This window comes from Micromonospora sp. NPDC047707, from assembly GCF_040704235.1.
In the GTDB taxonomy this organism is placed as follows: domain Bacteria; phylum Actinomycetota; class Actinomycetes; order Mycobacteriales; family Micromonosporaceae; genus Micromonospora.
Window position 1 is genome coordinate 33,001 of the sequence record NZ_JBEYSU010000014.1, and the last position, 25,132, is coordinate 58,132.

Sequence of the window (25,132 nt, forward strand, 5' to 3'; positions counted from 1 at the left end):
ACCTCGTGGACGGGTCATCGCTGTGCCGTGGCCGGTCTCCTGGCTGACGGGAGGTACGTCCGTGGCCGGCCTTCCCAGGCGCGTGGCGCCCAGTGACCTCGCAAGCGACGAGGGCCGCGGACTTCCCGATCACAGTGGCGAGGGCCGCGCCGGCATCGCACCGGCTTCCCGAACACCACGGCAGCGTCACCCTAGCCTGTCGGCCGTCGCCTCGTCACGGTGACGAACGCCATCTCCGATCGTCGGGTGGAGACGTCCCGCGGACGCAGGCCGATCAGGGCCTCATCCCGTGCGTCGTGCGTCGGCAGGAAGGCCACGGGCGGTAGGCGTCAACGTCGACGACGGCTTCTGACCAGTGGTCGGCGGTGGGCGGCCGGATCGTCGGCCAGCACTGCGGTGAGACGCTCACAGACGCAGTCGGCCGGGCTCGCGTCGGCGAGGATCTCCTCGATCCGCGCCAGACGGGCCCGCGCCTCCCGCAACTCGTGCTCCAGCCGGGTCGCCCGGGCGGCGCGGGCGCCGACCTGGCGGCGGGAGGCGTCCAAGCGGTCGAAGTCCTCCGGCCGTACCGCCACCCAGTCGGCGCCGTCCACCACCACCGCGACCCTGTCGATCTTCTGGCCCATCCGTCACCTTCTCGTCGCGCGCGGACATCCCGCTGCCGCGACGGCGCGCCGTCCCGCAGGACGGACGCGCCGGCCACATTCGCTCATCGCCCCATACGATAGACAACGGTGCTGGTTCGCCGTGTCCACAATGGGCGCGGCGTCGTAAGAGGGAACCCGGTGCGAGCCCGGGACTGCCCCGCAGCGGTGAGTGGGAACGACCGCCGTCATCAAGCACTGGACCGCGAGGTCTGGGAAGCGACGGCCAGTAGGCGACCGTACCGGTCACGCCCGCGAGTCCGAAGACCTGCCCGCACCGCGCACGCCACCCGGCGTGTGCCGCCGACGGTCTCTCGGGACGGCCGGGGCGGAAGCCGGTACGTCGCCGTACCCCTTCCCTCCCTGCCCTCCCGCACGGCCTCGGGCACTTCGAGGGAAGGATCCCATGAGTACCGCATTCGGTCAGTGCACCGTGCTCGGTTACCCGCGTATTGGCGGCAACCGTGAGCTGAAGAAGGCCGTCGAGGCCTACTGGGCGGGCAGAATCGACGCCGAGGAGTTGGCGAAGACCGCTGCCGCACTGCGGGTGGAGGTTTGGCGCACGCTGCGTGACGCGCGCCTGGACGCGATCCCGTCCAACACGTTCTCCTACTACGACCACCTGCTCGACACCGCCGTCGCCGTCGGGGCGATCCCGCACCGGTTCGCCCGGCTCGGCCTGTCCGACCTGGACACCTACTTCGCCATGGCCCGCGGCGCCGACACCGAGCCGGCGCTGGAGCTCACCAAGTGGTTCGACACGAACTACCACTACCTGGTCCCGGAGGTCGGCCCCGAGACGGTCTTCGCCGCGAATCCCGCCAAGGCGTTGAACGAGTACCGGGAGGCGCGCGACCTGGGTGTCCTGACCCGCCCGGTGCTGGTCGGGCCGGCCACCTTCCTCCTGCTGGCCAAGCCGACCGAGCCGGGCGGCGAACCGTTCGACCGGTTGACCGATCTGGTCGACGTGTACGCCGATCTTCTGCGTTCCCTCGCCGCCGCCGGTGTGCAGTGGGTGCAGCTGGACGAACCCGGCTACGTCGCCGACCGGAGCGCCGCCGAGATCGAGGCGCTGCGGGAGGCCTACACCCGGCTGTGCGCGGTGGAACAACGGCCGGCGATCTTCGTCGCCACCTACTTCGGTGATCTGGGGGACGCCCTGCCGGCCCTGCTCGACACACCTGTCGAAGCGGTCGGTCTGGACCTGGTCGCCGGGCCCGGCAACCTGCAGCGGCTCGCCGGCGCGGGTCCGCTGCACGGCAAGACGATCGTCGCCGGTCTCGTCGACGGCCGCAACATCTGGCGTACGGATCTGCGCGCGGCGGTCGCCTTCGGCGCCGTCGTCACCGGGCTCGCCGACCACGTTGCGGTGTCCTCGTCGTGCTCGCTCCTGCACGTGCCGGTGGACCTGTCCGCCGAGACCGCGCTCGACCCGGCGCTACGCCAGCGGCTGGCCTTCGCCCGGCAGAAGGTCGACGAGGTCGTCCTGCTGAGTCGTGCCCTGCGCAACGGCACCACGTCCCTGCCCGAGCGGCTACCGCCCACTCCGGCGACGTGGCGCAACGACGCCGTACGCGGCCGGCTCGCAGCGCTGCGTCCCGCGGACCGGCAGCGCGGTGCCTATCCGGAGCGTGCGGCGGCACAACAGGCCCGGCTGAACCTGCCGCCCCTGCCGACCACGACCATCGGCTCGTTCCCGCAGACCGGCGAGCTGCGCAAGGCTCGCGCCGAGCACCGCGCCGGCCGCCTCGACGACGCCGCCTACACCGAACGGATGCGGGCCGAGGTGGAGCACGTCATCCGGTTCCAGGAGCGGCTGGGCCTGGACGTGCTCGTGCACGGCGAGCCGGAACGCAACGACATGGTCCAGTACTTCGGGGAGCAGCTGGACGGGTTCGCCGCCACCGAGCGCGGTTGGGTGCAGTCCTACGGCTCCCGCTGCGTCCGTCCGCCCATCATCTACGGCGACGTGGCCCGCAGGGCATCGATGACAGTCAGCTGGTCCACCTACGCGCAGTCGCTGACCGACCGGCCGGTCAAGGGCATGCTCACCGGTCCGGTGACGATTCTGGCCTGGTCGTTCGTCCGCACCGACCAGCCGCTCGCCGACACCGCCGACCAGGTGGCACTCGCCCTGCGCGACGAATGCCGCGACCTCGAGGCGGCCGGCATCCGGGTGATCCAGGTTGACGAGCCGGCGCTGCGCGAGACGCTGCCCCTGCGCGGATCCGACCAGAAGGCGTACCTGGACTGGGCGGTCGGCGCGTTCCGCCTGGCCACCTCCGGCGTCGCCGACGACACCCAGATCCACACCCACCTGTGCTACTCCGAGTTCGGCGAGGTCATCACCGCCATCGACGCCCTCGACGCCGACGTCACCAGCATCGAGGCGTCACGCTCGAGGATGGAGGTCCTCGACGACCTCGCCGCGATCGGCTACCGCCGCGGCGTCGGGCCCGGCGTCTGGGACATCCACTCGCCCCGGGTGCCGCCACGTGCCGAGGTCGTCGACGCGCTACGCCGGGCCGTGGCGGTGGTACCAGCCGAGCGGCTGTGGGTGAACCCGGACTGCGGACTCAAGACCCGCGGCTACCCCGAGGTCGAGGAATCCCTGGAACACCTGGTCACCGCCGCCGCCGAGCTTCGCGGCACCTGACCCGCCGGGCCGGGCGGGACGACGCGTCCCGCCCGGCCCGCCCGCGACCGGTCTCGGTTCAGTCCTTCAGCGGGTACGGGACGAAGGTGCTCCGGTTCTCGTCCAGGTCGAGCCCGCGGCTGATCGGCGCGGCGGCCCGCTGCGGGCAGGTCATCCGCTCGCAGGTCTTGCAGCCCGGGCCGATCGGCGTGGCCGCCTCCGCCGCGTGCAGGTCCATCCCGGCGGAGTAGACCAACCGGTCGGCATGCCGCGTCTCGCAGCCCAGGCCGATCGCGTAGACCTTTCCCGGCTGGTTGTAGCCGCCGTGGTGACGGGTGATGGTACGGGCGATCCACAGGTAGCGTTGCCCGTCGGGCATCGCGGCGACCTGAACGACCACCCGCCCGGGCGAGCTGAACGCCTCGTAGACGTTCCACAGCGGGCAGGTGCCGCCGGTGTGGGAGAACGGGAAGCCGGTGGCGGACTGTCGCTTGGACATGTTGCCGGCCCGGTCGACCCGGACGAATGAGAACGGCACCCCACGTGCGCGGGGGCGTTGCAGGGTGCTGAGCCGGTGGCACACCGTCTCCCAGCCCATCGCGAAGTGCTGGGTGAGCAGGTCGATGTCGTACCGGCGCTGCTCCGCCGCCGCCAGGAACCGCTCGTAGGGCAGGATCAGCGCGGCGGCGAAGTAGTTCGCCAGTCCGACCCGGGCGAGGATCTGCGTCTGGACGTCGTCGAACCGCTCCTCCTCCACGATCTCGTCGATCACGTCGGCGAACTCCAGCAGCGCGATCTGCGCCGCCATCCGCATGGCCTCCTGTCCGGCCCGCAGCGACGCCGACAGGTGCAGGGTGCGGGTCTGCGGGCGGTAGCGGTGCAGTTCGTCGCCGAGCGAGGCGGCGTCGTCGCGGCGGACGTGGACGCCGTGTCGCTGTGCGAGCCGGTCCTGAAGCGCGGGTCGCACCTCGCCTCGGCGAAGTCCGATGCTCGTGGCCAGGCGCTCCGCCGCCTCGTCCAGATCCGGTACGTAGTTCTGCCGCCGGTAGAAGAACTCGGTCACCTGGTCGTGCGGACTGCGCCCGATCGTCTCGCGGTCGCCCAGCAGCTCGGCGAGTTGCTCGTCCGCCTGCCGGTACCGCCGGTGCAGGTCGATGACGGCCTCGGCGACCTCGGGCAGCCGGGTGGCGAGTTCGGTGAGGTCGGCGACACCTGCCCGGCCAGGGAGCGCCTCGCGCAGCCCGGCCACGAGCCTCGGCGTGTCCCGCGGCGCGAAGACGGTCGGATCGACGCCGAACACCTCGGTGATGCGCATGAGCACCGGGACGGTCAGCGGCCGTGCATCGTGTTCGATCTGGTTGAGATAGCTGGGCGAGATGTTCAGCAGGCGGGCCAGGTGCGACTGGCTCAGAGCGCGGTCCTCGCGCAGCCGGCGCAGTCGGGCGCCCGCGAAGGTCTTGGTCATCGCCCGCACCTCCCCGCTGCTCGTACGCCGGTCCGACAGCAATTGGCAGGCTGCAAATATACCGCTTCGCAACTTCGCAAAATGCGGCGGAAAATTTCCAGAAATTGGCTCGTTCCGTCCCTCGACCCGCTGTCCAGGGCGTGTGAGCGTTGGCGACACCCCGGGGCCGGCATCGAGGTCCACCGCAACGCACGGCAGGTGCCGAGCGCCGGCGCCATCGAACTCCGAGGAGATGACATCATGCAGAACGCCGTTGAGCAGTTGCGCACCGAGTGGGAGACCGATCCCCGTTGGCAGGGCGTGCGGCGCAGCTACCGCGCGGAGGACGTGGTGCGCCTGCGCGGGGCGATCCAGGAGGAACACACCCTGGCCCGGCACGGGGCGGAGCGGCTGTGGCAACTGCTGCACAGTGAGGACTACATCCACGCGCTGGGCGCGCTCACCGGCAACCAGGCCGTGCAGATGGTCCGGGCCGGCCTGAAGGCCATCTACCTCTCCGGCTGGCAGGTGGCAGCGGACGCCAACCTCGCCGGGCAGACCTACCCCGACCAGAGTCTCTACCCGGCCAACTCGGTGCCGGCGGTGGTCCGCCGGATCAACAACGCCCTCCTGCGCGCCGCCCAGATCACCACCGCCGAGGGCGACACCACGGGAGCCGACTGGCTGGCGCCGATCGTGGCCGACGCCGAGGCCGGTTTCGGCGGTCCGCTCAACGCGTACGAGCTGATGACCGCGATGATCGCGGCCGGCGCCGCCGGCGTGCACTGGGAGGACCAGCTCGCCTCCGAGAAGAAGTGCGGACACCTCGGCGGCAAGGTGCTCATCCCCACCGGCCAGCACATCCGCACGCTGGAGGCGGCCCGGCTCGCCGCCGACGTCGCCGGGGTGCCGTCGGTGGTCATCGCCCGCACCGACGCCCAGGCCGCCACGTTGCTCACCACCGACGTGGACGAGCGCGACCGGCCGTTCGTCACCGGCGAGCGGACCGCCGAGGGCTTCTACCGGGTCCGGAACGGGGTCGAGCCGTGCATCGCCCGCGGCCTGGCGTACGCCCCGCACGCCGACCTGCTCTGGATGGAGACCAGCACCCCGGACCTGGAGGTCGCCCGTCGCTTCGCCGAGGCGATCAAGGACCAGTACCCGGACCAGCTCCTGGCCTACAACTGCTCGCCGTCGTTCAACTGGCGCAAGCACCTCGACGACGCGACCATCGCCAAGTTCCAGCGCGAGCTCGGCCACATGGGATACAAGTTCCAGTTCATCACCCTCGCCGGCTTCCACGCCCTCAACTACTCGATGTTCGACCTCGCCCGCGGCTACGCCACCGACGGCATGTCCGCGTACGTGGCGCTGCAGGAGCGGGAGTTCGCGGCCGAGCCGACCGGCTACACCGCCGTCAAGCACCAGCGCGAGGTGGGCACCGGCTACTTCGACCTGATCAGCACCGTGCTCAACCCGGCCGCCGAGACCACCGCCCTGCGCGGCTCCACCGAGGAGGAGCAGTTCGCATGAGGTACGAGGTCATCGGCCCGATGGCCGACCGGTTCGACCAGGTCCTCACCGCCGAGGCGCTGGACTTCCTGGTCGCGCTGGACAGCGAGTTCGCCGCCCGACGGGTGGCGCTGCTGGACACCCGGCGGGCGCGCCGGGACCGGTACGCCACCGGTCAGCTGCCCGACTTCCTCCCCGAGACGGCCACGATCCGCGCCGATCCCACCTGGCGGGTGGCCCCACCCGCACCCGGCCTCGTCGACCGCCGGGTCGAGATCACCGGACCGACCGACCGCAAGATGACCGTCAACGCGCTCAACTCCGGGGCGAAGGTGTGGCTCGCCGACTTCGAGGACGCCACTGCCCCGACCTGGCACAACGTCATCAACGGCCAGCTCAACCTGATCGACGCCCTGGATCGGCGGATCGACTTCACCGACCCGCGCGGCAAGCGTTACGCCCTCGGCGACGAGCTGGCCACGATCGTGGTCCGGCCGCGCGGTTGGCACCTCGTGGAGAAGGGGATCGCGGTGGACGGGCGGCCGATCTCGGCCAGCCTGGTCGACTTCGGGCTCTACCTCTTCCACTGTGCCCGGCGGCAGCTCGACGCCGGCGCCGGGCCGTACTTCTACCTCCCGAAGCTGGAGAGCCACCGCGAGGCGCGGCTGTGGAACGACATCTTCGTCTTCGCCCAGCAGTACCTGGGCCTTCCGCAGGGCACCATCCGGGCCACCACGCTGATCGAGACGATCACCGCCGCGTTCGAGATGGAGGAGATCCTGTACGAGCTGCGCGAGCACTCGGCGGGACTGAACGCCGGGCGGTGGGACTACATCTTCAGTGTGATCAAGAACTTCGGGCAGTGGCCGGACTTCGTCCTGCCGGACCGGTCCGAGGTCACGATGACGGTGCCGTTCATGCGGGCGTACACCGAACTGCTGGTGAGCACCTGTCACCGGCGGGGCGCGCACGCCATCGGCGGGATGGCCGCGTTCATCCCGAGCCGGGACCCGGAGGTCAACGAGGTGGCCCTCGCCCGGGTGCGGTCGGACAAGCGGCGGGAGGCCGGCGACGGGTTCGACGGGTCGTGGGTCGCCCACCCGGGCCTGGTCGACACGTGCCGGGAGGAGTTCGACGCGGTGCTGGGCGACCGCCCGAACCAGCTCGACCGACTCCGCGACGACGTCAGCGTCACCGCCGCAGACCTGCTCGCCGTCGACAAGACCCCGGGCCAGGTCACCGCCGCTGGGCTGCGGTCCAACATCGCGGTCGCGCTACGCTACATCGACGCCTGGCTCGGCGGCACCGGCGCGGTAGCGCTCCGGAACCTGATGGAGGACGCGGCCACCGCCGAGATCGCCCGCTGCCAGACCTGGCAGTGGCTGCACCACGGCACTCCCCTGGCCGACGGCGGTTGCGTGACGGACGAACTCGTCCGGTCGATCCTCGCCGAGGAACTCACCGCCCTGACGACGGGACGCGAGGGCGCCGAGCGGGACCGCGCCGAGCAGGCCGCACGGATCGTCGAGGACACCGCGTTCGGCGAGGACCTGCCGGCGTTCTTCACCACCGGGGCGTACGCCCGGCACCTCGGCCCGAATCGCAAGCCCGACGTCTCCATCGGCCAGGACGGGTCCTAACCGCGGTCGGCGCCGCGCCGGAGCCGGGAAGGAGCTGTTGGTCCTTCCCGGCTCCTACCTCTGCTCGACCCGGATCGGGGCGGAGGTAAGTCCGGTAATGGCCTGGAATCGGGAGCACGATCACGCCAGCCGGTGGCCCGGGCCATCGGCCCGCCGCGTGAGGAGGCCTAGGATGCGAGGCGGTGCTGGTACGCGCGGGCCGTGACGGGTCCGGGCGTCGCAAGAGGGAACCCGGTGTGAGTCCGGGACTGCCCCGCAGCGGTGAGAGGGAACGACCGCCGTCAGACGCACTGGACGCCCCGGGGTGTCCGGGAAGCGACGGCCACTAGGAGACCGGCCCGTCCGGTCGCGCCCACGAGTCCGAAGACCTGCCCGCACCGCGTGCGCAGCCGCGCACGCCGCCGTCGGCCTCGCGGGAGGGCCAGGGCGAGGCCGGTCGGCGACGCGCCTCCGGCCCTGCCAGCACCTTCCCCGAGCCGACAGCCGTAGTGCCGGACTCGAGGAAGGAACCTCAGGCAGATGACACCCTCGACCACCTTGGGCTATGGATTCGCCGACGCGTGGCACGCTGTGGCGGGCGCGGAGCCGGACGGGACCCGACCGGCACATGACGAGGGCGTGATGCGGGAGCTGGTCTCCTACATCGGCCCCGGGGAGACCGTGCTCGGCATCGCTGCGGACCAGTTCGCGGTGGAGGCGGCCACGGCCGGTGCGTACGTCACGGTGGTGGACCCGTCGCCGGAACGGCTCGCTCGGGTCACGGCCGAAGCCGACCGGCGCGGCGTCACCGTCGACAGCGTGCCGGCCCGCTGGCCGGAGGCGGCGGTCGCGCACCACGACGTGGTGGTCAGCGCCGGCGCGCTGCGCCGGCACCAGGATCTCCTGGCGGCGCTGCGCGCGATGGTGGTGCACGCCGACCGGCTGCTGCTCTGCGTCGACGACGCCGGCACGCTGGCCCCGCACGAGCAGGTCCTCGCGGCGCTCACCGGCGGGCCGGTGGTCAGGCAGCCGCCGCGGCACCTGCTCATCGCCGGCGTGCTTGCCGAACTGGGCCTGACGGCCGACGTAAGGATGGTGACCGGTGTCCGCACCGTCACCGGCACCGACGACGCCGACCTGGTCCGGCGGCTGGCCGGGCGGGCGCTGCCCGGGCCGGTGGCCGAGCGGTTGCTGGGGCTGCTCGCGCCGATGCTCAGCCGGACGACGGCCGGCGAGTGGCGCTACCGCTGTCCGACTCCGACCGGTCTGGTGGTGTGTCCGGTGTGACGGGTGGTTCGGCGAAGCCGGCCAGCAGCCGCTCGGCGGCGAGTGCCGGGGTGAGCGTGCCGTCGACGACCTGCCGCTCCACCTCCGGGGCGAGCGCCCGCACCGTGGGATGGGTGCGGAGTCGGTCGAGCAGTTCGGCCCGGACCATCGCCCAGACCCAGCCGATCTGTTGCCGGCGGCGGCGCTCGGCGAGGTCGCCGGAGGCGGCCAGGGTGTCCTGGTGGTGGCGGATCTGCCGCCACACCTCGTCGAGGCCGGTCTCCTCCACGGCGCTGCAGGTGACCACCGGGGGCTGCCAACCACCGTCGGGCGGGTGCAGCAGGCGCAGTGCCCCGGCGAGTTCGCGGGCCGCGCGGCGGGCGTCGGTCGCGTGCGGCCCGTCGGCCTTGTTGACGGCGATCACGTCGGCGAGTTCCAGCACGCCCTTCTTGATGCCCTGGAGTTGGTCGCCGGTGCGGGCGAGGGTCAGCAGCAGGAACGAGTCGACCATCTCCGCCACGGTGGTCTCGGACTGGCCGACGCCGACGGTCTCCACCAGGACCACGTCGTAGCCGGCGGCCTCGACCACCACGATGGCCTCCCGGGTGGCCTTGGCGACGCCGCCGAGGGTACCGGCGGTCGGCGAGGGCCGGACGAACGCCGCCGGGTCGGTGGCGAGCCGGGCCATCCGGGTCTTGTCGCCGAGGATGCTGCCGCCGGTTCGGGTGGACGACGGGTCGACGGCGAGCACCGCCACCCGGTGCCCGTCGGCGGTCAGGCGACTGCCGAGAGCGTCGATGAAGGTCGACTTGCCCACTCCGGGTACCCCGGTGATGCCGACCCGGCGGGCGCCCCCCGTGTGCGGCGTGAGCTCCACCAGCAGCCGCTGCGCCGCCGCCCGATGGTCGGGGCGGGTCGACTCGACCAGCGTGATGGCCCGGGCGATCCAGGCCCGCGAGCCGGCGCGCACCCCTTCGACGTACGCCTCGACGGCGGGAGCGCGCATGCTCACGCGGCCGGGTGGCCGAGCCGTCGGGACAGCTGATCGAGCAGGTCCAGCGCGGCCTCGGCGATGACCGTGCCCGGCGGGAAGATCGCCGCCGCGCCCGCCTCGCGCAGCGCGTCGAAGTCCTGCGGCGGGATCACACCCCCCACGATGATCATGATGTCGTCGCGGTCCAGGGCGGCCAGTTCGTCGCGCAGCGCCGGCACCAGGGTCAGATGCCCGGCGGCCAGGCTGGAGACGCCGACGATGTGCACGTCGGCCTCGACCGCCTGCCGGGCCACCTCGGCCGGCGTCTGGAACAGCGGGCCCACGTCGACATCGAAGCCGAGGTCGGCGAAGGCGGTGGCGATCACCTTCTGGCCGCGGTCGTGGCCGTCCTGGCCCATCTTGGCCACCAGGATGCGGGGCTGGCGCCCCTCGGCGGCGGCGAACTCCGCGGTGACGGCGCGGACCCGCTCGATGGCCGACACCGCACCCGCCTCGTCCCGGTACACCCCGGAGATGGTACGGATCTGCGCGGCGTGCCGGCCGTACACCTTCTCCAGCGCGTCGGAGATCTCCCCGACGGTGGCCTTGGCCCGCGCGGCGTCGACCGCCAGGGCCAGCAGGTTGCCGTCGAGCCCCGGGCCCCGGGTGCCGTCGAGCGCGGCCCCGGCCGCCCGGGTGAGGGCGTCCAGCGCCGCCGTACACCCCGCCTCGTCCCGGTCCGCGCGCAGCCGGCGCAGCTTCTCCACCTGCTGCGCGCGGACCGCGCGGTTGTCGACCTTGAGCACGTCGATCGGCTCGTCGGCGTCGGGGCGGTACTTGTTGACGCCGATCACCGGCTGCCGGCCGGAGTCGATCCGCGCCTGGGTGCGCGCCGCCGCCTCCTCGACCCGCAGCTTCGGGATGCCCTCGTCGATGGCCCGGGCCATCCCGCCGGCCGCCTCCACCTCGGTGATGTGCTGCCAGGCGCGGGCGGCCAGGTCGTGGGTGAGCCGCTCGACGTACGCGCTGCCGCCCCACGGGTCGATCACCCGGGTCGTGCCGGACTCCTGCTGGAGCACCAGCTGGGTGTTGCGGGCGATCCGGGCCGAGAAGTCGGTCGGCAGGGCCAGCGCCTCGTCGAGGGCGTTGGTGTGCAGCGACTGGGTGTGCCCCTGGGTGGCGGCCATCGCCTCCACACAGGTACGGACCACGTTGTTGAACACGTCCTGGGCGGTCAGCGACCAACCGGAGGTCTGGCAGTGCGCGCGCAGGCTGAGCGACTTGGGGTTCTTCGGTTCGAAGTCGCGGACCAGCCGGGCCCAGAGCAGCCGGGCGGCGCGCAGCTTCGCCACCTCCATGAAGAAGTTCATGCCGATCGCCCAGAAGAACGACAGCCTCGGCGCGAACGCGTCCACGTCCAGCCCGGCGTCGCGTCCCGCGCGCAGGTACTCCACCCCGTCAGCGAGGGTGTACGCCAGCTCCAGGTCGGCGGTCGCGCCGGCCTCCTGGATGTGGTAGCCGGAGATGGAGATGGAGTTGAACCGCGGCATCCGCGCCGAGGTGTAGGCGAAGATGTCGGAGATGATCCGCATCGACGGCTGCGGCGGGTAGATGTACGTGTTGCGGACCATGAACTCCTTGAGGATGTCGTTCTGGATGGTGCCGGAGAGCTGCTCCGGTGCCACCCCCTGCTCCTCGGCCGCGACGATGTAGAGCGCCAGCACCGGCAGCACCGCGCCGTTCATCGTCATCGAAACGCTCATCCGGTCCAACGGGATGCCGTCGAAGAGCTGCCGCATGTCGTAGATCGAGTCGATCGCCACCCCGGCCATGCCCACGTCCCCGGCGACCCGCGGGTGGTCGGAGTCGTAGCCCCGGTGCGTCGGCAGGTCGAAGGCGACCGACAGTCCCTTCTGACCGGCGGCGAGGTTGCGCCGGTAGAAGGCGTTCGACTCCTCGGCGGTCGAGAAGCCCGCGTACTGGCGGATCGTCCATGGCTGGGTGGTGTACATGGTCGGGTAGGGGCCGCGCAGGTACGGGGCGACACCCGGGTACGTGCCGAGGAAGTCCAGCCCGGCCCGGTCGTCCGCGGTGTACAGCGGCGCTACGCCGATGCCCTCCGGCGTCTGCCAGCTCAGCGCGTCCGGCTCGCCGCCGGTCTCGGCGCGCACGGCGGCACGCCACCGACCGAGGTCGGCGCCGGCGAGCGGATCGCCGAGCTCGATGCCGGAGAAGTCGGGAATCCGAGCGTCCATCACGCCACCCCCAGGTCACGCAGCGTCGTCTCCAGCACCGCCACGGCGTCGCAGCCCGCGTGCAGGTAGTCGTCCACACCCGGATGGCCGCCGGGCCGGCCGGCCAACCACACCCGGACCGCGCCCGCCTCAGCCAGGGCACGCGCCACCGGCTCCGCGGACTCCGCATACGAGCGGTCCGAGGAGCAGAGGCAGGCGACCGTCGCACCGCTGGCGGCGAACTCGGCGGCGAGCCGGGCCGGGTCGTCGTCGCCGGCCGGCGGGCGGACGGTGGCGATCCCACCGGCCGCGAAGAGGTTCGCGGCGAAACCGGCCCGCGCGTTGTGCACCGCCGGCGGGCCGAGGGTGGCCAGGAACACCGTGGGCCGGCCGCCGGTCGCCGCCGCCTGTGCGTCGGCCCGGTCCCGCAGCGTCTCGTACGCCTCCGCGTACCGGTGCCGGGGCAGCCCGCCACCCGGCCCGGTTGGCGCGGGCGGGCGGACCGGCAGCCGCTCCTCCAGGTTCGGGAACTCGCTGACACCGGTGAGCGGATCCCGGCGGTGCGCCAGGTTCTCCGTCCGTCGCTGCCACGTCGCGGCGAGCCGGTCGGCGACCAGGCCGTTGTCCAGCGCGGCGCCCATCCCGCCGGCCCGCTCGATCTCGGTGAACCACGCCCAGGCCGCCCGGGCCAGTTCCTCGGTGTACCGCTCGACGTACCACGAGCCGCCGGCCGGGTCGACCACCCGGCCGACGTTCGCCTCCTCCAGCAGCAGCGACTGCGTGTTGCGGGCGATCCGCCGGGCGAAGCCGTCCGGCAGGCCGAGGCAGGCGTCGAACGGCTGCACGGTCACCGCGTCAGCGCCACCGACCCCGGCGGCGAAGCAGGCCAGGGTGGTGCGCAGCATGTTCACCCACGGGTCGCGGGCGGTCATCATCGCCGTGGAGGTCACCGCGTGCTGGCGCTGCGCGCCCGCCTCCGGCGCCCCGCACACCTGCGCCACCCGGGCCCACAGCCGGCGGGCGGCACGCAGCTTCGCGATGGTGGCGAACTGGTCGGCGGTGGCCGCGTACCGGAACTCCAGCTGCCCGAGCGCGGCCGGCACGGCCAGCCCGGCGTCGGTCAGCTCGCGCAGGTACGCCACGCCGGTGGCCAGCCCGCAGCCGAGTTCCTGCGCGTCGGAGCCGCCCGCGTCGTGGTAGCCGGTCGCGTCGACCGTCATCGCCCGCAGGCCAGGAAATCCGGTCGCGCACCGGCGGGCCCACTCGCCGGCCGGGCCGTCCCATCGCTGCCCGGTCCGCGCCCGCCACCCGAGCGGGTCCACGCCCAGGTTGCCCCGCACCTCCGCGGCCGGCACGCCAAGCTCCGCCAGCAGTGCGAACCATTCCGGCACCGCCTCGACCGTGGCGGCACCGGCGTCCAACACCACCCCGGCCAGATCCAGGTAGACACCTTCCAGCGCCGCCGGCAGCCCGGCCACCGGCACGCCGCCCTCGCCGAGCACCAGCCACAGCGACGTGGCACCGTTCTCCAGGTCGGCGCGGACCGCCTCGCCGGTCGCCTTCGGGTCCGGGTCGGCGTGCCGCTGCCGGACGTCCCACCCCGCCACCACGGCGCCGGTCGCCCGCCCGCCCCGGGTGTACGGGAACAGCCCCGGTGGGCCCGGGAACGGAGTCGGATCGTCGGCCGTGTACAGCGGCGCGAGTGCCAGGTCGTCGTACCCCCGGCGAGCCAGCAGCTCCTCGACCGCCTCGGGCGGGGTGTCCTCGCCGGCGAGGCCGGCCTTGCGCAGCACCCCGAGGGTCAGCCGCTGCCACTGCTCGTGCGGGGCGGCCGGGAAGTCGGCGGCGAGGCGAAGCGTCTCTGACGGCACCGTCATGCCGGGATGGTAAGGGCGGACGGGCGGGACGTCGTCGGGATGTGACAACGTCAACTCCGCCTGCCGTCACGTCGCGTGTCCGCCTGATGGCTGATTGACATCGTCGTTCGCGTCGGACCAGACTGGCGCGACAACTCAACGAACGCGTGTGTGTGCGGGGGAAGTCCGGTCGAAGTCCGGCGCTGGCCCGCAACGGTAGGCCGTCGAGGTGCAGACACCCGGCGGCAAGCCCGAATACCCGGCGTACGCGCGAATCCGCTTCCCACCCGTCGTGGCCCACGGGTCGGAGTCCCGGCCGACCGCGCTACGGCGGTCGTCCGGGTTCTGACGACCACCGGGCCGGAAAGGCGCTTCCGATGGTCGTACGCCTGAGCCGGCACCGCCTGCTCGCCCTGCTCTGCGGCGTGCTCGCCGCTCTCACCCTCGCCACACCGGCCTCCGCCGCACCCGAGCGGGCCGGGGTCAGCCGCCCCGAGGCCGCCGCCGGCTGGCTCGCCCGGCAGCTCGTCGACGGGGAACGCTTCGAGGTGGTCTTCGACGGCGTCGCCTACCCCGACCAGGGGCTGACCCTCGACGCCGTGTTCGCCTTCGCCGCCGCCGGCGTCGCCGACGACTCCGGCGCGCGCGCCCTCGCCTGGGTCACCCGGCCGTACATCCGCGACGGCTACCTCGGCGACGGCACCACCGAGGCGTACGCCGGGGCGACCGCCAAGCTCGCCCTCGCCGTCGACGTGCGCGGCGGTGACCCGACCGACGTCGGCGGACTTGACCTGATCGCCCGGCTGCGCTCGCTGCAGTCGCCCAGTGGACGGTTCACCGACCGGTCCGCCTTCGGTGACTACAGCAACGCGTTCAGCCAGTCCTTCGCGATCCTCGCCCTGCACCGCACCGCGCAGGGTGTGCCCGCGGCGGCGGCCGCCTGGCTGGCCGGTACCCGGTGCCCCGACGGCGGTTACCCGGTGCTCCCTGCTCAGCCGGTCTGCACGTCCGACGTGGACGCCACCGCGATGGCGGCGCAGGCGCTGCGCGCCGCCGATCGGCCGGCCGACGCCGCCGCCGGGCTGCGCTGGCTGGTGTCCGTGCAGGGCGCCGATGGAAGCTTCGCCAACGCGGCCGGCACCCCGAACGCCAACAGCACCGGGCTCGCCGCGCAGGCGCTGCGCGACGGCCACCGGCCGCTGGCCTGGGCGCGGGCTCGCGCGTTCCTGGCCGGGCTCCAGGTCGGCTGCCCCGGCGCGCCGGCCGACCGGGGCGCGGTCGACTTCGACGGTGGCGCCTTCGACCCGGACACCGCCGCCCGCGCCACCGCCCAGGCCGTCCTCGGTCTGACCGGCACCGGCTACGCCCGGTTGTCCGCCGCCGGTGACGCTCCCGGCGCCCCCGTCCCCGCCTGCCCGTGACCCGTCCGGCCGCTCACCCGATTCCAGGAGGACCCGTGTTCCGTCACCGATCCACCGTCCGCACGCGGCTCGCCGGCCTGCTGGCCGCCGCCGTCGCCGCCGTCGCCCTGACCGCCGTCGAGCCGGCGCCCCGGGCGGCACACGCCGCGGCCTGCGTCGGCACCTCAGGGGTCACCGTGGTCGTCGACTTCGCCGCGCTCGGCGGCGGCGTCCAGGTCGCCTGCGCCCCGGGGGACCCGGCCACCGGCCTGGCCGCCCTGCAGGGCGCCGGCTTCACCGTCACCGGCACGAAGCGGTGGGGGTTGGCCTTCATCTGCCGGATCAACGGCAAGCCCACCGCCGCGACCGAGCCGTGCGTCAACACGCCGCCGGCCACCGCGTACTGGTCGTACTGGCACGCCCCGAGCGGCGGCGCCTGGTCCTACAGCACCTCCGGCGCGACCAGCTACAACCCGGCGCCGGGCAGCGTCGAGGGCTGGTCGTTCGGCGCGGGGGCCCCGCCGAGCATCGCCGCTCCCTGAGGCGCCGGCACCAGTGGTGTGACCAGCGGCGCACCGGGTGCCGGCCGCCGCTCTGGCGTCGTCGCGCGCTCGGGCGGTACGGTGTCGGCACCCCGGTGCACGCCGGGCACACAACTGCATACGTCCCGTGCGGGGGGAAGCCGGTAGAAGCCGGCGCTGACCCGCAACCGTGAGCGAACAACCTCTTCGCGAGCCGGAATGCCCCGCCCGGGACGAGCGGCTTCCACTGTCGAGGTCTACAGGGTGAAGTCCGGGCCGCCGAGGTCCGTCCACCCCCGCTCACCGCAGCAACGCGGAGCGGGGTGTCATTCCTCGGGGTGCTTTCCGGAGCCTTCACCGACCGCTCTGCGAAAGGCACCCCTCATGCCCCTGTCCCGGCGTCTCGCCACCGGCCTCGGCGCGGCCGCGGCGACGACTCTCGCCGTGATCGCCGCCGCCCCGCTGACCGTGGTGGCGGCACCCGCCCCGGCCCACGCAGCCGCCGCCCGCGACGCCGCGTCCTGGCTGGCCGACGAGTTCACCGACGGGTCGCTGCCCGGCCCGTTCGGCGGCCAGGACTGGGGCCTGACCATCGACGGCATCCTCGCGATGTCCGCCACCGGCGTGGCCACGCCGACCCGGCAGGCGGCGACCGCGCAGGTCGCGAAGCACGTGCGGTCCTACAACAGCTACGACGACTGGGGCATCGAGGGCTTCACCGACGGCGGGGCGACCGCGAAGCTGCTCTACGCCGCCTCCGCCGCCGGAGCCGATCCCACGGATTTCGGCGGATTCGACCTGCGGGCGGAGACCCTGTCGCTGATCGCCGGAGCGGACGCCGGACACCAGCGGGGACGGATCACCAGCCGCACCACCGCCGACAGCGGCCCGGACGCCAGCAACACGTTCGACCAGTCCTTCGCCGTGCTGGGCCTGGCCCGCAGCGGCGACGTGTCACCGGACACCGTGGACTTCCTCATCCGGCAGCAGTGCGCGGCGGGCGGTTTCCGGCTCTACCCGGACACTGCGGAGGGACCCTCGCCGTCCTGCGACGAGCAGCCGGACGCCACCCTCGACGTCGACTCGACCGCGATGGCCGTGCAGGCGCTGCTGGCCGCCGCCGAGGACGGCGCCACCGGCGCGGCCGACGCGGCGCGCAAGGGCGCGGACTGGCTGGTGGCCCAGCAGCACACCGACGGGTCGTTCGGTGGCTCGGGACCGACGACCGGCGCGAACTCGAACAGCACCGGCCTGGCCGGGCAGGCCCTCGCCGCCGCCGGACGCGACGCCGAGGCCGCCCGGGCCGCAGGGGCGCTGACCGCGCTGCAACTGACCGCGGCGAGCGGCGGCTCAGCCGCCACCGACGCGGGCGCCATCGCCTACAACACCGACGGGCTCACGACCGCCGTCGCGACCGGGATCGCCGACACCGACCGGGACCAGTGGCGCCGGGCCACCGCCCAGGCCCTGCTCGGGCTCGCCCAGGTGCCACTGGGCCGGATCGGCCTCGACCCGCCGCCCACGTCCCCGGAGCCCACCCCGACCGGCACGGCCTCGCCCACCGCCACCGCGTCCCCCACGCCCACCGGATCGCCGACGCCGACCGGCACTGCCACCACCAGCCCGACGCCGAGCGCCACCGTGACCAGCCCGTCGCAGACGCCCTCCCCCACCACCGCAGCGCCGACCACCGCCGCTCCGAGCACGACGCCGGCCGCCCCCGGGCTGGGCGGGCTGCCGACCACCGGCGCGGCGATCACCAGCTACGTGCTGATCGCACTGCTGCTGGTCGGTGGTGGTGTGGTGCTGCTCGTGCTCGGCCGGCGGCGGGCGACATGAATGTCCGGGCCGCCCGTGGGCTGATCGTCGCCCTGGTCGCCGCCGGCGCCGTGGTCGCCCCGGGCACGCCGGCGTCGGCCGCCGGGTCCGCGGGCTTCTGCCCGGACGCCTCCGGGGTGACCGTCGTGGTCGACTTCAACGAACTCGGCGGCGGGACGGTGGTGCGCTGCGCGCGGGGCGCCCAGGCGACCGGTCTCGCGGCGCTCAAGAACGCGGGCTTTCAGATCACCGGCACGCTGCGCTGGGGCGAGGGGTTCATCTGCCGGATCGAGGGCAAGCCGTCGGCCGAGTCGGAGAAGTGCGTCGACACACCGCCGGCCAGCGCCTACTGGTCGTACTGGCACGCTCCGAACGGCGGAAGCTGGACGTACAGCGACAAAGGGGTGCTCAACCGCAAGCCACCGGCCGGCAGCTTCGAGGGCTGGTCGTTCTCCCTCAACCGCAACGCCAACAACGCGCCGCGTCCGGGGATCGCGCCGAAGCGGCCCGCACCTCCACCGCCACCACCCGCGTCGCCACCGGCCCCGCCCCCTCCACCACCACCCGTAGGTGGCGGGCCGGTGGCGCCACCACCGGCAGGAGGGGCCGTGGCACCGCCGCCGGCCGGCGGCGGCCGACCCGATGAGCCCGGCCAGCCGAACCACACCTCCGGCCCCCCGACTCCCGCCGACACGTCACCGGCCGCCAGCACGCCGGGCATGGCGGCACCGGACGCGACGCCGAGTGCTGCCACCGGCTCGGCGCCGACGGGCTCACCCGACGAGTCCGTGGTGACGGAGGTCGCCGCGCCCCGCGACGGCGGTGGTCTGCCGCTGGGCACGGTGGCCGGGGTGCTGCTGCTGGCCGTGCTCGCCGCCGGTGGCCTGGTCGCCGCTCGGCGACGGCGCGCCGCCGACCCGGATGCCTGACGCCCCGGTCGAGCGTTCGCCGGCTGTCGACGCTGGTCGGCAGCCGGCCAGGTGGCCGGCGGCACGGCTGCCTCGGGGGCTGCACCCGGGCGCATGGTGGCTGTGGTCGCTCGGCCTCGCCACAGCGGCCAGCCACACCACCAACCCGCTGCCGCTGGCCCTGCTCGTCGCGGTCGCCGCGCTGGTGGTCGTCCGCCGGCGCGGCGACGCCCCGTGGGCGCTGGCGTTCCGCATGTACGTGTGGCTCGGTGTGGTGATCGTGGCGATGCGGGTGGTGTTCCGGATCGTGTTCGGCGGCGGGCAGGGCGAGCACGTCCTGGTCCGGTTGCCGGAGATCCCGCTGCCGGCGTGGGCGGCGGGCATCCGCCTGTTCGGGCCGGTCGCCGCCGAGCAGGTCCTCGGTGGGCTCTACGACGGGCTACGGCTGGCGACGATGCTCATCTGTCTCGGGGCCGCGAACGCGCTGGCCAACCCGAAGCGGCTGCTCAAGGCCGTACCCGGGGCGTTGTACGCGGTGGGCACGGCGGTGGTGGTCGCGCTGTCGGTCGCCCCGCAACTGGTGGAGAGCGTGCTGCGGGTCCGCCGGGCGCGACGGCTGCGCGGCGCGTCCGGGCGGGGCATGCGGGCGCTGCGGGGGATCGCTCTTCCGGTGCTGGCCGATGCGTTGGACCGGTCCCTGGCCCTCGCGGCGGCGATGGACTCGCGCGGCTACGGCCGTACCGAGGCGGTGCCGGCCGGGCAGCGGACTGCCACCGGGACGCTGGTGCTCGGCGGACTGGTCGGCGTCTGCGCCGGCACCTACGGGCTGCTCGACACCACCGGACCTGGCTATCTGGGCCTGCCGATGCTCCTCACCGGCCTGACCGCGGCCGTGGCCGGCATGCTGCTGGCCGGCCGCCGGGTCCGCCGCAGCCGCTACCGACCGGACCACTGGCGTCCCGCCGAGCTGCTCGTGGCCGGCTGCGGGATGGCCACGGCCATCCTGACCGTGCTCGCCGGCGAGGCCGACCCGGAGCTGCTCTACCCTCCGGTCAGCCCGCTCACCTGGCCCGAACTGACCCCGTTGATGCTGCTCGCCGTCGCCGTCGCAGCGTTCCCGGCCTGGCTGGCACCCGCACCACCGCTGGCCCGCGCCGCCCGCCCGCCGGCGGCCGGTCCACCGGTTCCCGCCGGGACGGAAGCGGCCCGCCTTACCGATTCCCGGGCACCTGCGACGGGAGGCAACGCATGATCACGTTCGACCGGGTGACCGTCCGCTACACCGACGGCGGCCCGCCGCCGCTGAGCGACGTGACGATACGCGTCGAGGAGGGCGAGCTGTGCCTGGTGGCCGGCCGCACCGGAGCGGGCAAGTCGACGCTGCTGCGGGCGATCAACGGGCTGGTGCCGCACTTCACCGGCGGCACGCTGCACGGCACCGTCACCGTGGACGGCCGGGACACCCGCCGGCACCCGCCCCGCGACCTCGCCGAGGTCGTCGGCGTGGTCGGCCAGGACCCGCTGGCCGGTTTCGTCACCGACACCGTCGAGGAGGAGCTGGCGTACGGCATGGAGCAGCTCGCCCTGCCGCCAACGGTGATGCGCAAGCGGGTGGAGGAGACACTGGACCTGCTCGGCATCGCCGAGCTGCGCAACCGGCCACTGCGGACGCTGTCCGGCGGGCAGCAGCAGAGGGTCGCCATCGGTGCCGTGCTCACCAGCCACCCACGGGTCCTGGTGCTCGACGAACCCACCTCCGCCCTGGATCCCACCGCCGCCGAGGACGTCCTCGCCGCGGTCACCCGGCTGGTGCACGACCTCGGCGTCACCGTGATACTGGCCGAGCACCGGCTGGAACGGGTCGTACAGTACGCCGATCGCCTGCTGTACCTGCCCGGCGACGGCCGAGTCGTCGACGGTCCACCGGCGACGGTGCTGGCCGACGTCGACCTCGCCCCGCCGCTGGTCGAGCTGGGCCGGCTGGCCGGCTGGACGCCGCTGCCGCTGTCGGTGCGCGACGCCCGTCGCCGGGCGGCCGAACTGCGCCAGCGGCTCGCCGAGGTGGGGCCGGCGGAGCCGGCGCCGGCCCCCGACAGCGCAGCGGCGCTGAGCGCGCGCAAGATTGTCGTACGGTATCCGGGCACGGTCGCCGTGGCCGGCGTCGACCTCGACCTGCACGTCGGCCGGGTCGCCGCGTTGATGGGCCGCAACGGTTCCGGAAAGTCGAGCCTGCTGTGGGCGGTGCAGGGCAGCGGCCCCCGGCACGGCGGCACGGTCGCCGTGCCCAGCCCCCAGGGCAGCGTCGACCCGAAGACCCTGCCGGCGAACCGGGCCCGCCGCCACGTCGGACTGGTCCCGCAGACCCCGGGAGACCTGCTCTACCTGGAGACGGTGGACGCCGAGTGCCACCAGGCCGACCGGGAGACCGGGGTGCCGGCCGGCACCTGCCGCGCCCTGCTGGACCAGCTCACCCCCGGCCTGCCCGGCGACCGGCACCCGCGAGATCTGTCCGAGGGGCAGCGGTTGGCGCTCGCGCTCGCCGTGCAGCTGACCGCGGCTCCGCCGGTGGTTCTGCTCGACGAGCCGACCCGCGGTCTGGACTATCTCGCCAAGCGGCAGTTCACCGCCATCGTGCGAGGGTTGGCTGCCGCCGGGCGCAGCGTGGTGGTTGCGACGCACGACGTCGAGCTCGTCGCGGCGCTGGCCGACCGGGTGATCGTGATGGCCGAAGGCGAGATCGTGGCCGACGGAACCACGGCGGAGGTCATGCTCGCCTCACCGGCATTCGCCCCGCAGGTGGCCAAGGTGCTCGCCCCGGCGCCGTGGCTGACGGTGGAGCAGGTCGCCGCCGCGGTGGCACCGGCACGGGAGCCGGCATGAGCGTACTCCGGGTCGCTCCGCGTACCGCCGTGGTGCTGGCGCTCGCGTCGGCCGCGGCGCTGGCCACCTTCACCTGGCCGTTGTTCATTCCGGCGCATCCGGAGGCCACCGCCCGCGCCGGTGAGGCGCCGCTGGTCTTCGTCGTCATGCTTCCGGTGCTCGTGGCGCTCGTCCTGGCCGAACTCACCTCCGGCGGCATCGACAGCAAGGCCCTGGCGATGCTCGGGGTGCTCGCGGCCGTCAATGCCGCGCTGCGCCCGCTCGGCGCCGGCACCGCCGGTATCGAGACCGTGTTCTTCCTCCTCGTTCTCGCCGGCCGGGTCTTCGGACCCGGGTTCGGGTTTCTGCTCGGCTCGACGTCGCTGTTCGCGTCCGCCCTGCTCACCGCCGGGGTCGGACCGTGGCTGCCGTTTCAGATGCTCGCCGCATCCTGGGTCGGCCTCGGCGCCGGCCTGCTCCCGGCCCGGCTGCGGGGTCGCGCCGAGACCGCCGTGCTGGCCGGGTACGGCGCGCTCGCCGCCTACGGCTACGGGCTGCTGATGAACCTGTGGTTCTGGCCGTTCAGCACCGGCGCGGACACCCAGCTGTCCTACGTGGCTGGCGCCCCGGTACTGGAGAACCTGCACCGCTTCGCCGTTTTCACCGCCGTGACCTCAACCTTCGGCTGGGACACCGGACGGGCGATCACCACCGCCGTGGCGATCGTCCTCGCCGGCCCAGCGGTGCTCGCCGCGCTGCGCCGCGCCGCTCGCCGGGCCGCCTTTGACGCCCCCGTAACGTTCGCCGCACCCGATCAGCGGCCCTCGATCAGGCCGGAAGCAGGGCCGGCGGGGCCCCCGGCAGGCACGTCGGTCCATTCGACCGGCCCCGCTCGACCGTCACCCGGCGGGGCGGCTGGGACGGCTGGTGCCAGCAGCCAGGGAGGTGGCTCACAGCCGGCGCTGGGACGGCCGACCGGGTGACGGTGACCAGGTAGGGTAACCGGTGGCGCTGGTTCGCCCGGCCGTGCCCGGTCGGGCGTCGTAAGAGGGAACCCGGTGTAAATCCGGGACTGCCCCGCAGCGGTGAGTGGGAACGACCGCCGTCATCACGCACTGGACCACGAGGTCCGGGAAGCGACGGCCAGTAGGAGACCGGCCGAGCCCGGTCGCGCCCGCGAGTCCGAAGACCTGCCCGCGCTGCGCACACGAGGTGTGTGCGCTGCCGTCGACCTCGCGGGCGGGTCGGGCGGGTGACACGCCAACAGCGTGTTCCTCGACGTGCGCGCCGACGGGTTCAGCGGCGTGCTTCCCGAGGACGGACGACCCTGTGCACGACACCACCACACTCGCCGGCCGACCCCCGTCGGCGTCGCACCTGGCCCTGTCGCAGATCATGGACCAGCACCACACCAACCTGATGGGCACGGTCCACGGCGGCCGGATCCTCAACCTCATCGACTCCGTCGCCGGAGTGGTCGCCGCCCGGCACTCCGACGGGCCGGCCGTCACCGCGGCCATCGACGAGACCGCGTTCCTCCGAGCGGTACGGGTGGGCGACGTGGTCCACGTCGACGCCCGGATCACCTGGGCCGGACGCAGCTCGATGGAGGTCGCCGTCAAGGTGACCGCCGACCGGTGGGACCGGGCGGTGCCACCCACCGACGTCGCCACCGCCCACCTGGTCATGGTCGCCGTCGACGACGACGGCCAGCCCCGTGCCGTGCCGCAACTGCTGCCGCAGACCGACGGCGACCGGCGCCGCTACCGCGAGGCGGAGATCCGCCGCGAGCACCGGCTGGCCCTGCGGCGGGCCCTGCTCGACGGGACCGGGGAGGGCTGACGCGTGCTCGGACTGTCCGCAGCGACCCTCGCCGGCTACCTCGCCGCGATCGTCGTGCTCATGGTCACCCCCGGCCCGGACATGATGTTCGTCCTGGCCAACGCCGCCCGCTACGGCACCCGAGCCGGGGTGGTCGCCGCGCTCGGCGTGGCGGCGGGCGAGGCGGTACACGTCGCGGCGGTCGTCGGCGGACTCGCCGCTCTCGTCTCCGCCTCACCGGTGTTGTTCACCGCGATCCGTTGGATCGGTGCGGTCTACCTGGTCGTCCTCGGGGTGCGGGCGCTGCGCAGCGCCGGCGGGGCGGTCACCGCCGATACGGAGCCGGGAGACCGGACCGGGCGGGCCTTCCTGCGTGGGCTGGTGACCAACCTGCTCAACCCGAAGATGATCCTGTTCAGCGTGGCGTTCCTGCCCCAGTTCGTCGACCCGTCAGCGGGTAGTGCCACCGCCCAGCTGGTGCTGCTCGGCGCGCTCTTCGTGGCCGTGCAGCTCACCGTCGACATCGCCCTCGGCGCGGGTGCCGGACGGCTCGCCGGCCGGGTGACCGACGGCCGCTGGTCCCGGCGGATCAACCGGATCTGCGCCGTTGCGTTCGTCGCGCTCGGACTACGACTGGCCGCCGGCTGACAGAGGGCCGCCGCAAGCAGGGGCCCGGGGCCGGCGGACCGGCTCCGGGCCCCTGCCCTCAGTCCCCGGCCGGCGGTCGCTGGCCGGCCGTGGCAGCGACCAGCAGGGACAGCTCGCGCACGAGGTCGTCCATGGACTCTCCGGTGCTGGCGCGGACCAGGCCGAGCGCCAGGTCGGCGAGCAGGTAGAAGCCGAGGGTCCGGGCCTGCTCGCTGGGGAACGCGGTGAGGAGTTCCTCGGCGCCGGCGAGGTCACCGCGGTGTCGTGCGGCGATGACTCCGGCGGCGCGCTGGACCAGCTCCGCCGCGGCCGGGGCGGTGTCAGCCAAGGTGGATCAGATCTTCGGCGTCGCAGCGCGGGCGGCGTCGAACCTGGCGATCACATCCGACCAGTTGACGAGGTTCCACAACCGGTCTACGTAGTCGGGGCGAACGTTCTTGTACTGCAGGTAGTAGGCGTGTTCCCAGGCGTCGAAGACCAGCAGCGGGGTGGAGCCCTGACCGACGTTGCCGTGGTGGTCGTACACCTGCTCCACGATCAGCCGCCGACCGAGCGGCTCCCAGGCGAGGACTCCCCAGCCGGAGCCCTGCACGCTCTTCGTCGCCGCCGACAGTTGCCCGGCGAACGCGTCGAACGACCCGAAGTGCTCGTCGATCGCGGCGGCCAGCTCACCGTCGGGCCGGTCGCCGCCGTCCGGTGACAGGTTGCCCCAGAAGATGGTGTGCAGCACGTGCCCGGACAGGTTGAACGCGAACGTCTTCTCCAGCCCGACCAGCGCCGTGAAGTCGCCCTTGGCACGGGCCTCGGCGAGCCGCTCGAGGCCGTCGTTGGCGCCCTTGACGTACGCCGCGTGGTGCTTGCTGTGGTGCAACTCCAGGATCTGCCCGGACATCGCCGGCTCCAGGGCGCCGTAGTCGTAGGGCATGTCGGGCAGGTTGTAGACGGCCATCCGGTCTCCTCCGATGGTGCTGCCT

General features: G+C 73.5%; 20 protein-coding genes and 6 riboswitches. Of the genes, 13 read left to right on the forward strand and 7 right to left on the reverse strand.

Translation table 11 applies throughout. The annotated features are described in order from the left end of the window. Positions 1-11 precede the first annotated feature (11 nt). A riboswitch (cobalamin riboswitch) is annotated at positions 12-195 on the reverse strand. 134 nt (positions 196-329) lie between these two features. Then, positions 330-626, reverse strand: a complete 297-nt coding sequence (locus AB0873_RS17315) for a hypothetical protein (RefSeq protein WP_155333073.1) — start codon at positions 624-626, stop codon at positions 330-332. A 95-nt stretch (positions 627-721) separates the two neighbouring features. Next, a riboswitch (cobalamin riboswitch) is annotated at positions 722-935 on the forward strand. A gap of 115 nt (positions 936-1,050) precedes the next feature. On the opposite strand from AB0873_RS17315, the gene metE reads away from it, so the two are divergent. After that, positions 1,051-3,300: a 5-methyltetrahydropteroyltriglutamate--homocysteine S-methyltransferase gene (gene metE / locus AB0873_RS17320; protein WP_366600718.1), complete on the forward strand. Its 2,250-nt coding sequence runs from the start codon at positions 1,051-1,053 to the stop codon at positions 3,298-3,300. Positions 3,301-3,358: 58 nt separating this feature from the next. On the opposite strand, the gene AB0873_RS17325 is transcribed toward metE, so the two are convergent. Beyond that, positions 3,359-4,744, reverse strand: coding sequence for a short-chain fatty acyl-CoA regulator family protein (locus AB0873_RS17325; protein WP_366600719.1), 1,386 nt, complete (start codon positions 4,742-4,744; stop codon positions 3,359-3,361). Between the two features lie 240 nt (positions 4,745-4,984). Between AB0873_RS17325 and aceA the strand changes: the two genes are divergently transcribed. From aceA to AB0873_RS17340, 3 genes are all read left to right on the forward strand, one after another. Then, entirely contained in the window at positions 4,985-6,256 is a 1,272-nt protein-coding gene (gene aceA, locus AB0873_RS17330; RefSeq protein WP_155333076.1) for an isocitrate lyase, read from the forward strand. Next, complete coding sequence (aceB, locus tag AB0873_RS17335) at positions 6,253-7,875, forward strand: malate synthase A (protein WP_366600720.1); 1,623 nt, start codon at positions 6,253-6,255, stop codon at positions 7,873-7,875. Before aceA ends, aceB begins: the two co-directional genes overlap by 4 nt. Before the next feature lie 221 nt (positions 7,876-8,096). After that, a riboswitch (cobalamin riboswitch) is annotated at positions 8,097-8,245 on the forward strand. A gap of 149 nt (positions 8,246-8,394) precedes the next feature. Continuing rightward, entirely contained in the window at positions 8,395-9,141 is a 747-nt protein-coding gene (locus tag AB0873_RS17340; protein ID WP_366600721.1) for a hypothetical protein, read from the forward strand. Here AB0873_RS17340 and meaB read toward each other — a convergent pair. The 3 genes from meaB to AB0873_RS17355 are packed head-to-tail and all read right to left on the reverse strand — an operon-like array spanning position 9,068 to position 14,204. Further along, on the reverse strand, positions 9,068-10,126 hold the full coding sequence (gene meaB / locus AB0873_RS17345; RefSeq protein ID WP_366600810.1) for a methylmalonyl Co-A mutase-associated GTPase MeaB: 1,059 nt from the start codon (positions 10,124-10,126) through the stop codon (positions 9,068-9,070). The genes AB0873_RS17340 and meaB overlap by 74 nt on opposite strands. A gap of 2 nt (positions 10,127-10,128) precedes the next feature. Continuing rightward, positions 10,129-12,348 (reverse strand): methylmalonyl-CoA mutase, encoded by a 2,220-nt coding sequence (gene scpA / locus AB0873_RS17350; protein ID WP_366600722.1) that lies wholly within the window; start codon positions 12,346-12,348, stop codon positions 10,129-10,131. Next, on the reverse strand, positions 12,348-14,204 hold the full coding sequence (locus AB0873_RS17355) for a methylmalonyl-CoA mutase family protein (protein WP_366600723.1): 1,857 nt from the start codon (positions 14,202-14,204) through the stop codon (positions 12,348-12,350). Before AB0873_RS17355 ends, scpA begins: the two co-directional genes overlap by 1 nt. 122 nt (positions 14,205-14,326) lie before the next feature. Then, a riboswitch (cobalamin riboswitch) is annotated at positions 14,327-14,465 on the forward strand. A 95-nt stretch (positions 14,466-14,560) separates the two neighbouring features. Here AB0873_RS17355 and AB0873_RS17360 point away from each other — a divergent pair. The 9 genes from AB0873_RS17360 to AB0873_RS17400 all read left to right on the forward strand — a co-directional run bounded on the left by AB0873_RS17360 (position 14,561) and on the right by AB0873_RS17400 (position 24,158). Continuing rightward, positions 14,561-15,604 carry a peptidase gene (locus AB0873_RS17360; RefSeq protein ID WP_366600724.1) on the forward strand — a complete coding sequence of 348 codons (1,044 nt, stop codon included), beginning with the start codon at positions 14,561-14,563 and terminating at the stop codon, positions 15,602-15,604. A gap of 35 nt (positions 15,605-15,639) precedes the next feature. Further along, complete coding sequence (locus AB0873_RS17365) at positions 15,640-16,125, forward strand: hypothetical protein (protein ID WP_366600725.1); 486 nt, start codon at positions 15,640-15,642, stop codon at positions 16,123-16,125. 87 nt (positions 16,126-16,212) lie between these two features. Further along, positions 16,213-16,351, forward strand: a riboswitch (cobalamin riboswitch). Positions 16,352-16,488: 137 nt separating this feature from the next. Then, positions 16,489-17,943, forward strand: coding sequence for a cell wall anchor protein (locus tag AB0873_RS17370; protein ID WP_366600726.1), 1,455 nt, complete (start codon positions 16,489-16,491; stop codon positions 17,941-17,943). Continuing rightward, positions 17,940-18,851 carry a hypothetical protein gene (locus AB0873_RS17375; protein WP_366600727.1) on the forward strand — a complete coding sequence of 304 codons (912 nt, stop codon included), beginning with the start codon at positions 17,940-17,942 and terminating at the stop codon, positions 18,849-18,851. Before AB0873_RS17370 ends, AB0873_RS17375 begins: the two co-directional genes overlap by 4 nt. Beyond that, complete coding sequence (locus AB0873_RS17380; RefSeq protein ID WP_366600728.1) at positions 18,844-20,082, forward strand: CbiQ family ECF transporter T component; 1,239 nt, start codon at positions 18,844-18,846, stop codon at positions 20,080-20,082. Before AB0873_RS17375 ends, AB0873_RS17380 begins: the two co-directional genes overlap by 8 nt. Continuing rightward, positions 20,079-21,710 carry an ATP-binding cassette domain-containing protein gene (locus tag AB0873_RS17385; RefSeq protein WP_366600729.1) on the forward strand — a complete coding sequence of 544 codons (1,632 nt, stop codon included), beginning with the start codon at positions 20,079-20,081 and terminating at the stop codon, positions 21,708-21,710. Before AB0873_RS17380 ends, AB0873_RS17385 begins: the two co-directional genes overlap by 4 nt. After that, positions 21,707-22,672, forward strand: a complete 966-nt coding sequence (locus AB0873_RS17390; protein WP_366600730.1) for an ECF transporter S component — start codon at positions 21,707-21,709, stop codon at positions 22,670-22,672. Before AB0873_RS17385 ends, AB0873_RS17390 begins: the two co-directional genes overlap by 4 nt. Positions 22,673-22,733: 61 nt before the next feature. Next, a riboswitch (cobalamin riboswitch) is annotated at positions 22,734-22,881 on the forward strand. A gap of 137 nt (positions 22,882-23,018) precedes the next feature. Further along, the gene (locus AB0873_RS17395; protein WP_366600731.1) at positions 23,019-23,531 is read left to right on the forward strand and encodes an acyl-CoA thioesterase; all 513 of its coding nucleotides are present in this window, start codon (positions 23,019-23,021) and stop codon (positions 23,529-23,531) included. A gap of 3 nt (positions 23,532-23,534) precedes the next feature. Further along, a complete protein-coding gene (locus tag AB0873_RS17400) occupies positions 23,535-24,158 on the forward strand; it encodes a LysE family translocator (protein ID WP_366600732.1) in 624 nt (207 codons plus the stop codon). A 58-nt stretch (positions 24,159-24,216) separates the two neighbouring features. On the opposite strand, the gene AB0873_RS17405 is transcribed toward AB0873_RS17400, so the two are convergent. Both AB0873_RS17405 and AB0873_RS17410 read right to left on the reverse strand, forming a co-directional pair. After that, positions 24,217-24,486 carry a superoxide dismutase gene (locus AB0873_RS17405; RefSeq protein ID WP_366600733.1) on the reverse strand — a complete coding sequence of 90 codons (270 nt, stop codon included), beginning with the start codon at positions 24,484-24,486 and terminating at the stop codon, positions 24,217-24,219. Between the two features lie 6 nt (positions 24,487-24,492). Then, a complete protein-coding gene (locus AB0873_RS17410; protein ID WP_366600734.1) occupies positions 24,493-25,107 on the reverse strand; it encodes a superoxide dismutase in 615 nt (204 codons plus the stop codon). Between the last annotated feature and the right edge of the window lie 25 nt (positions 25,108-25,132).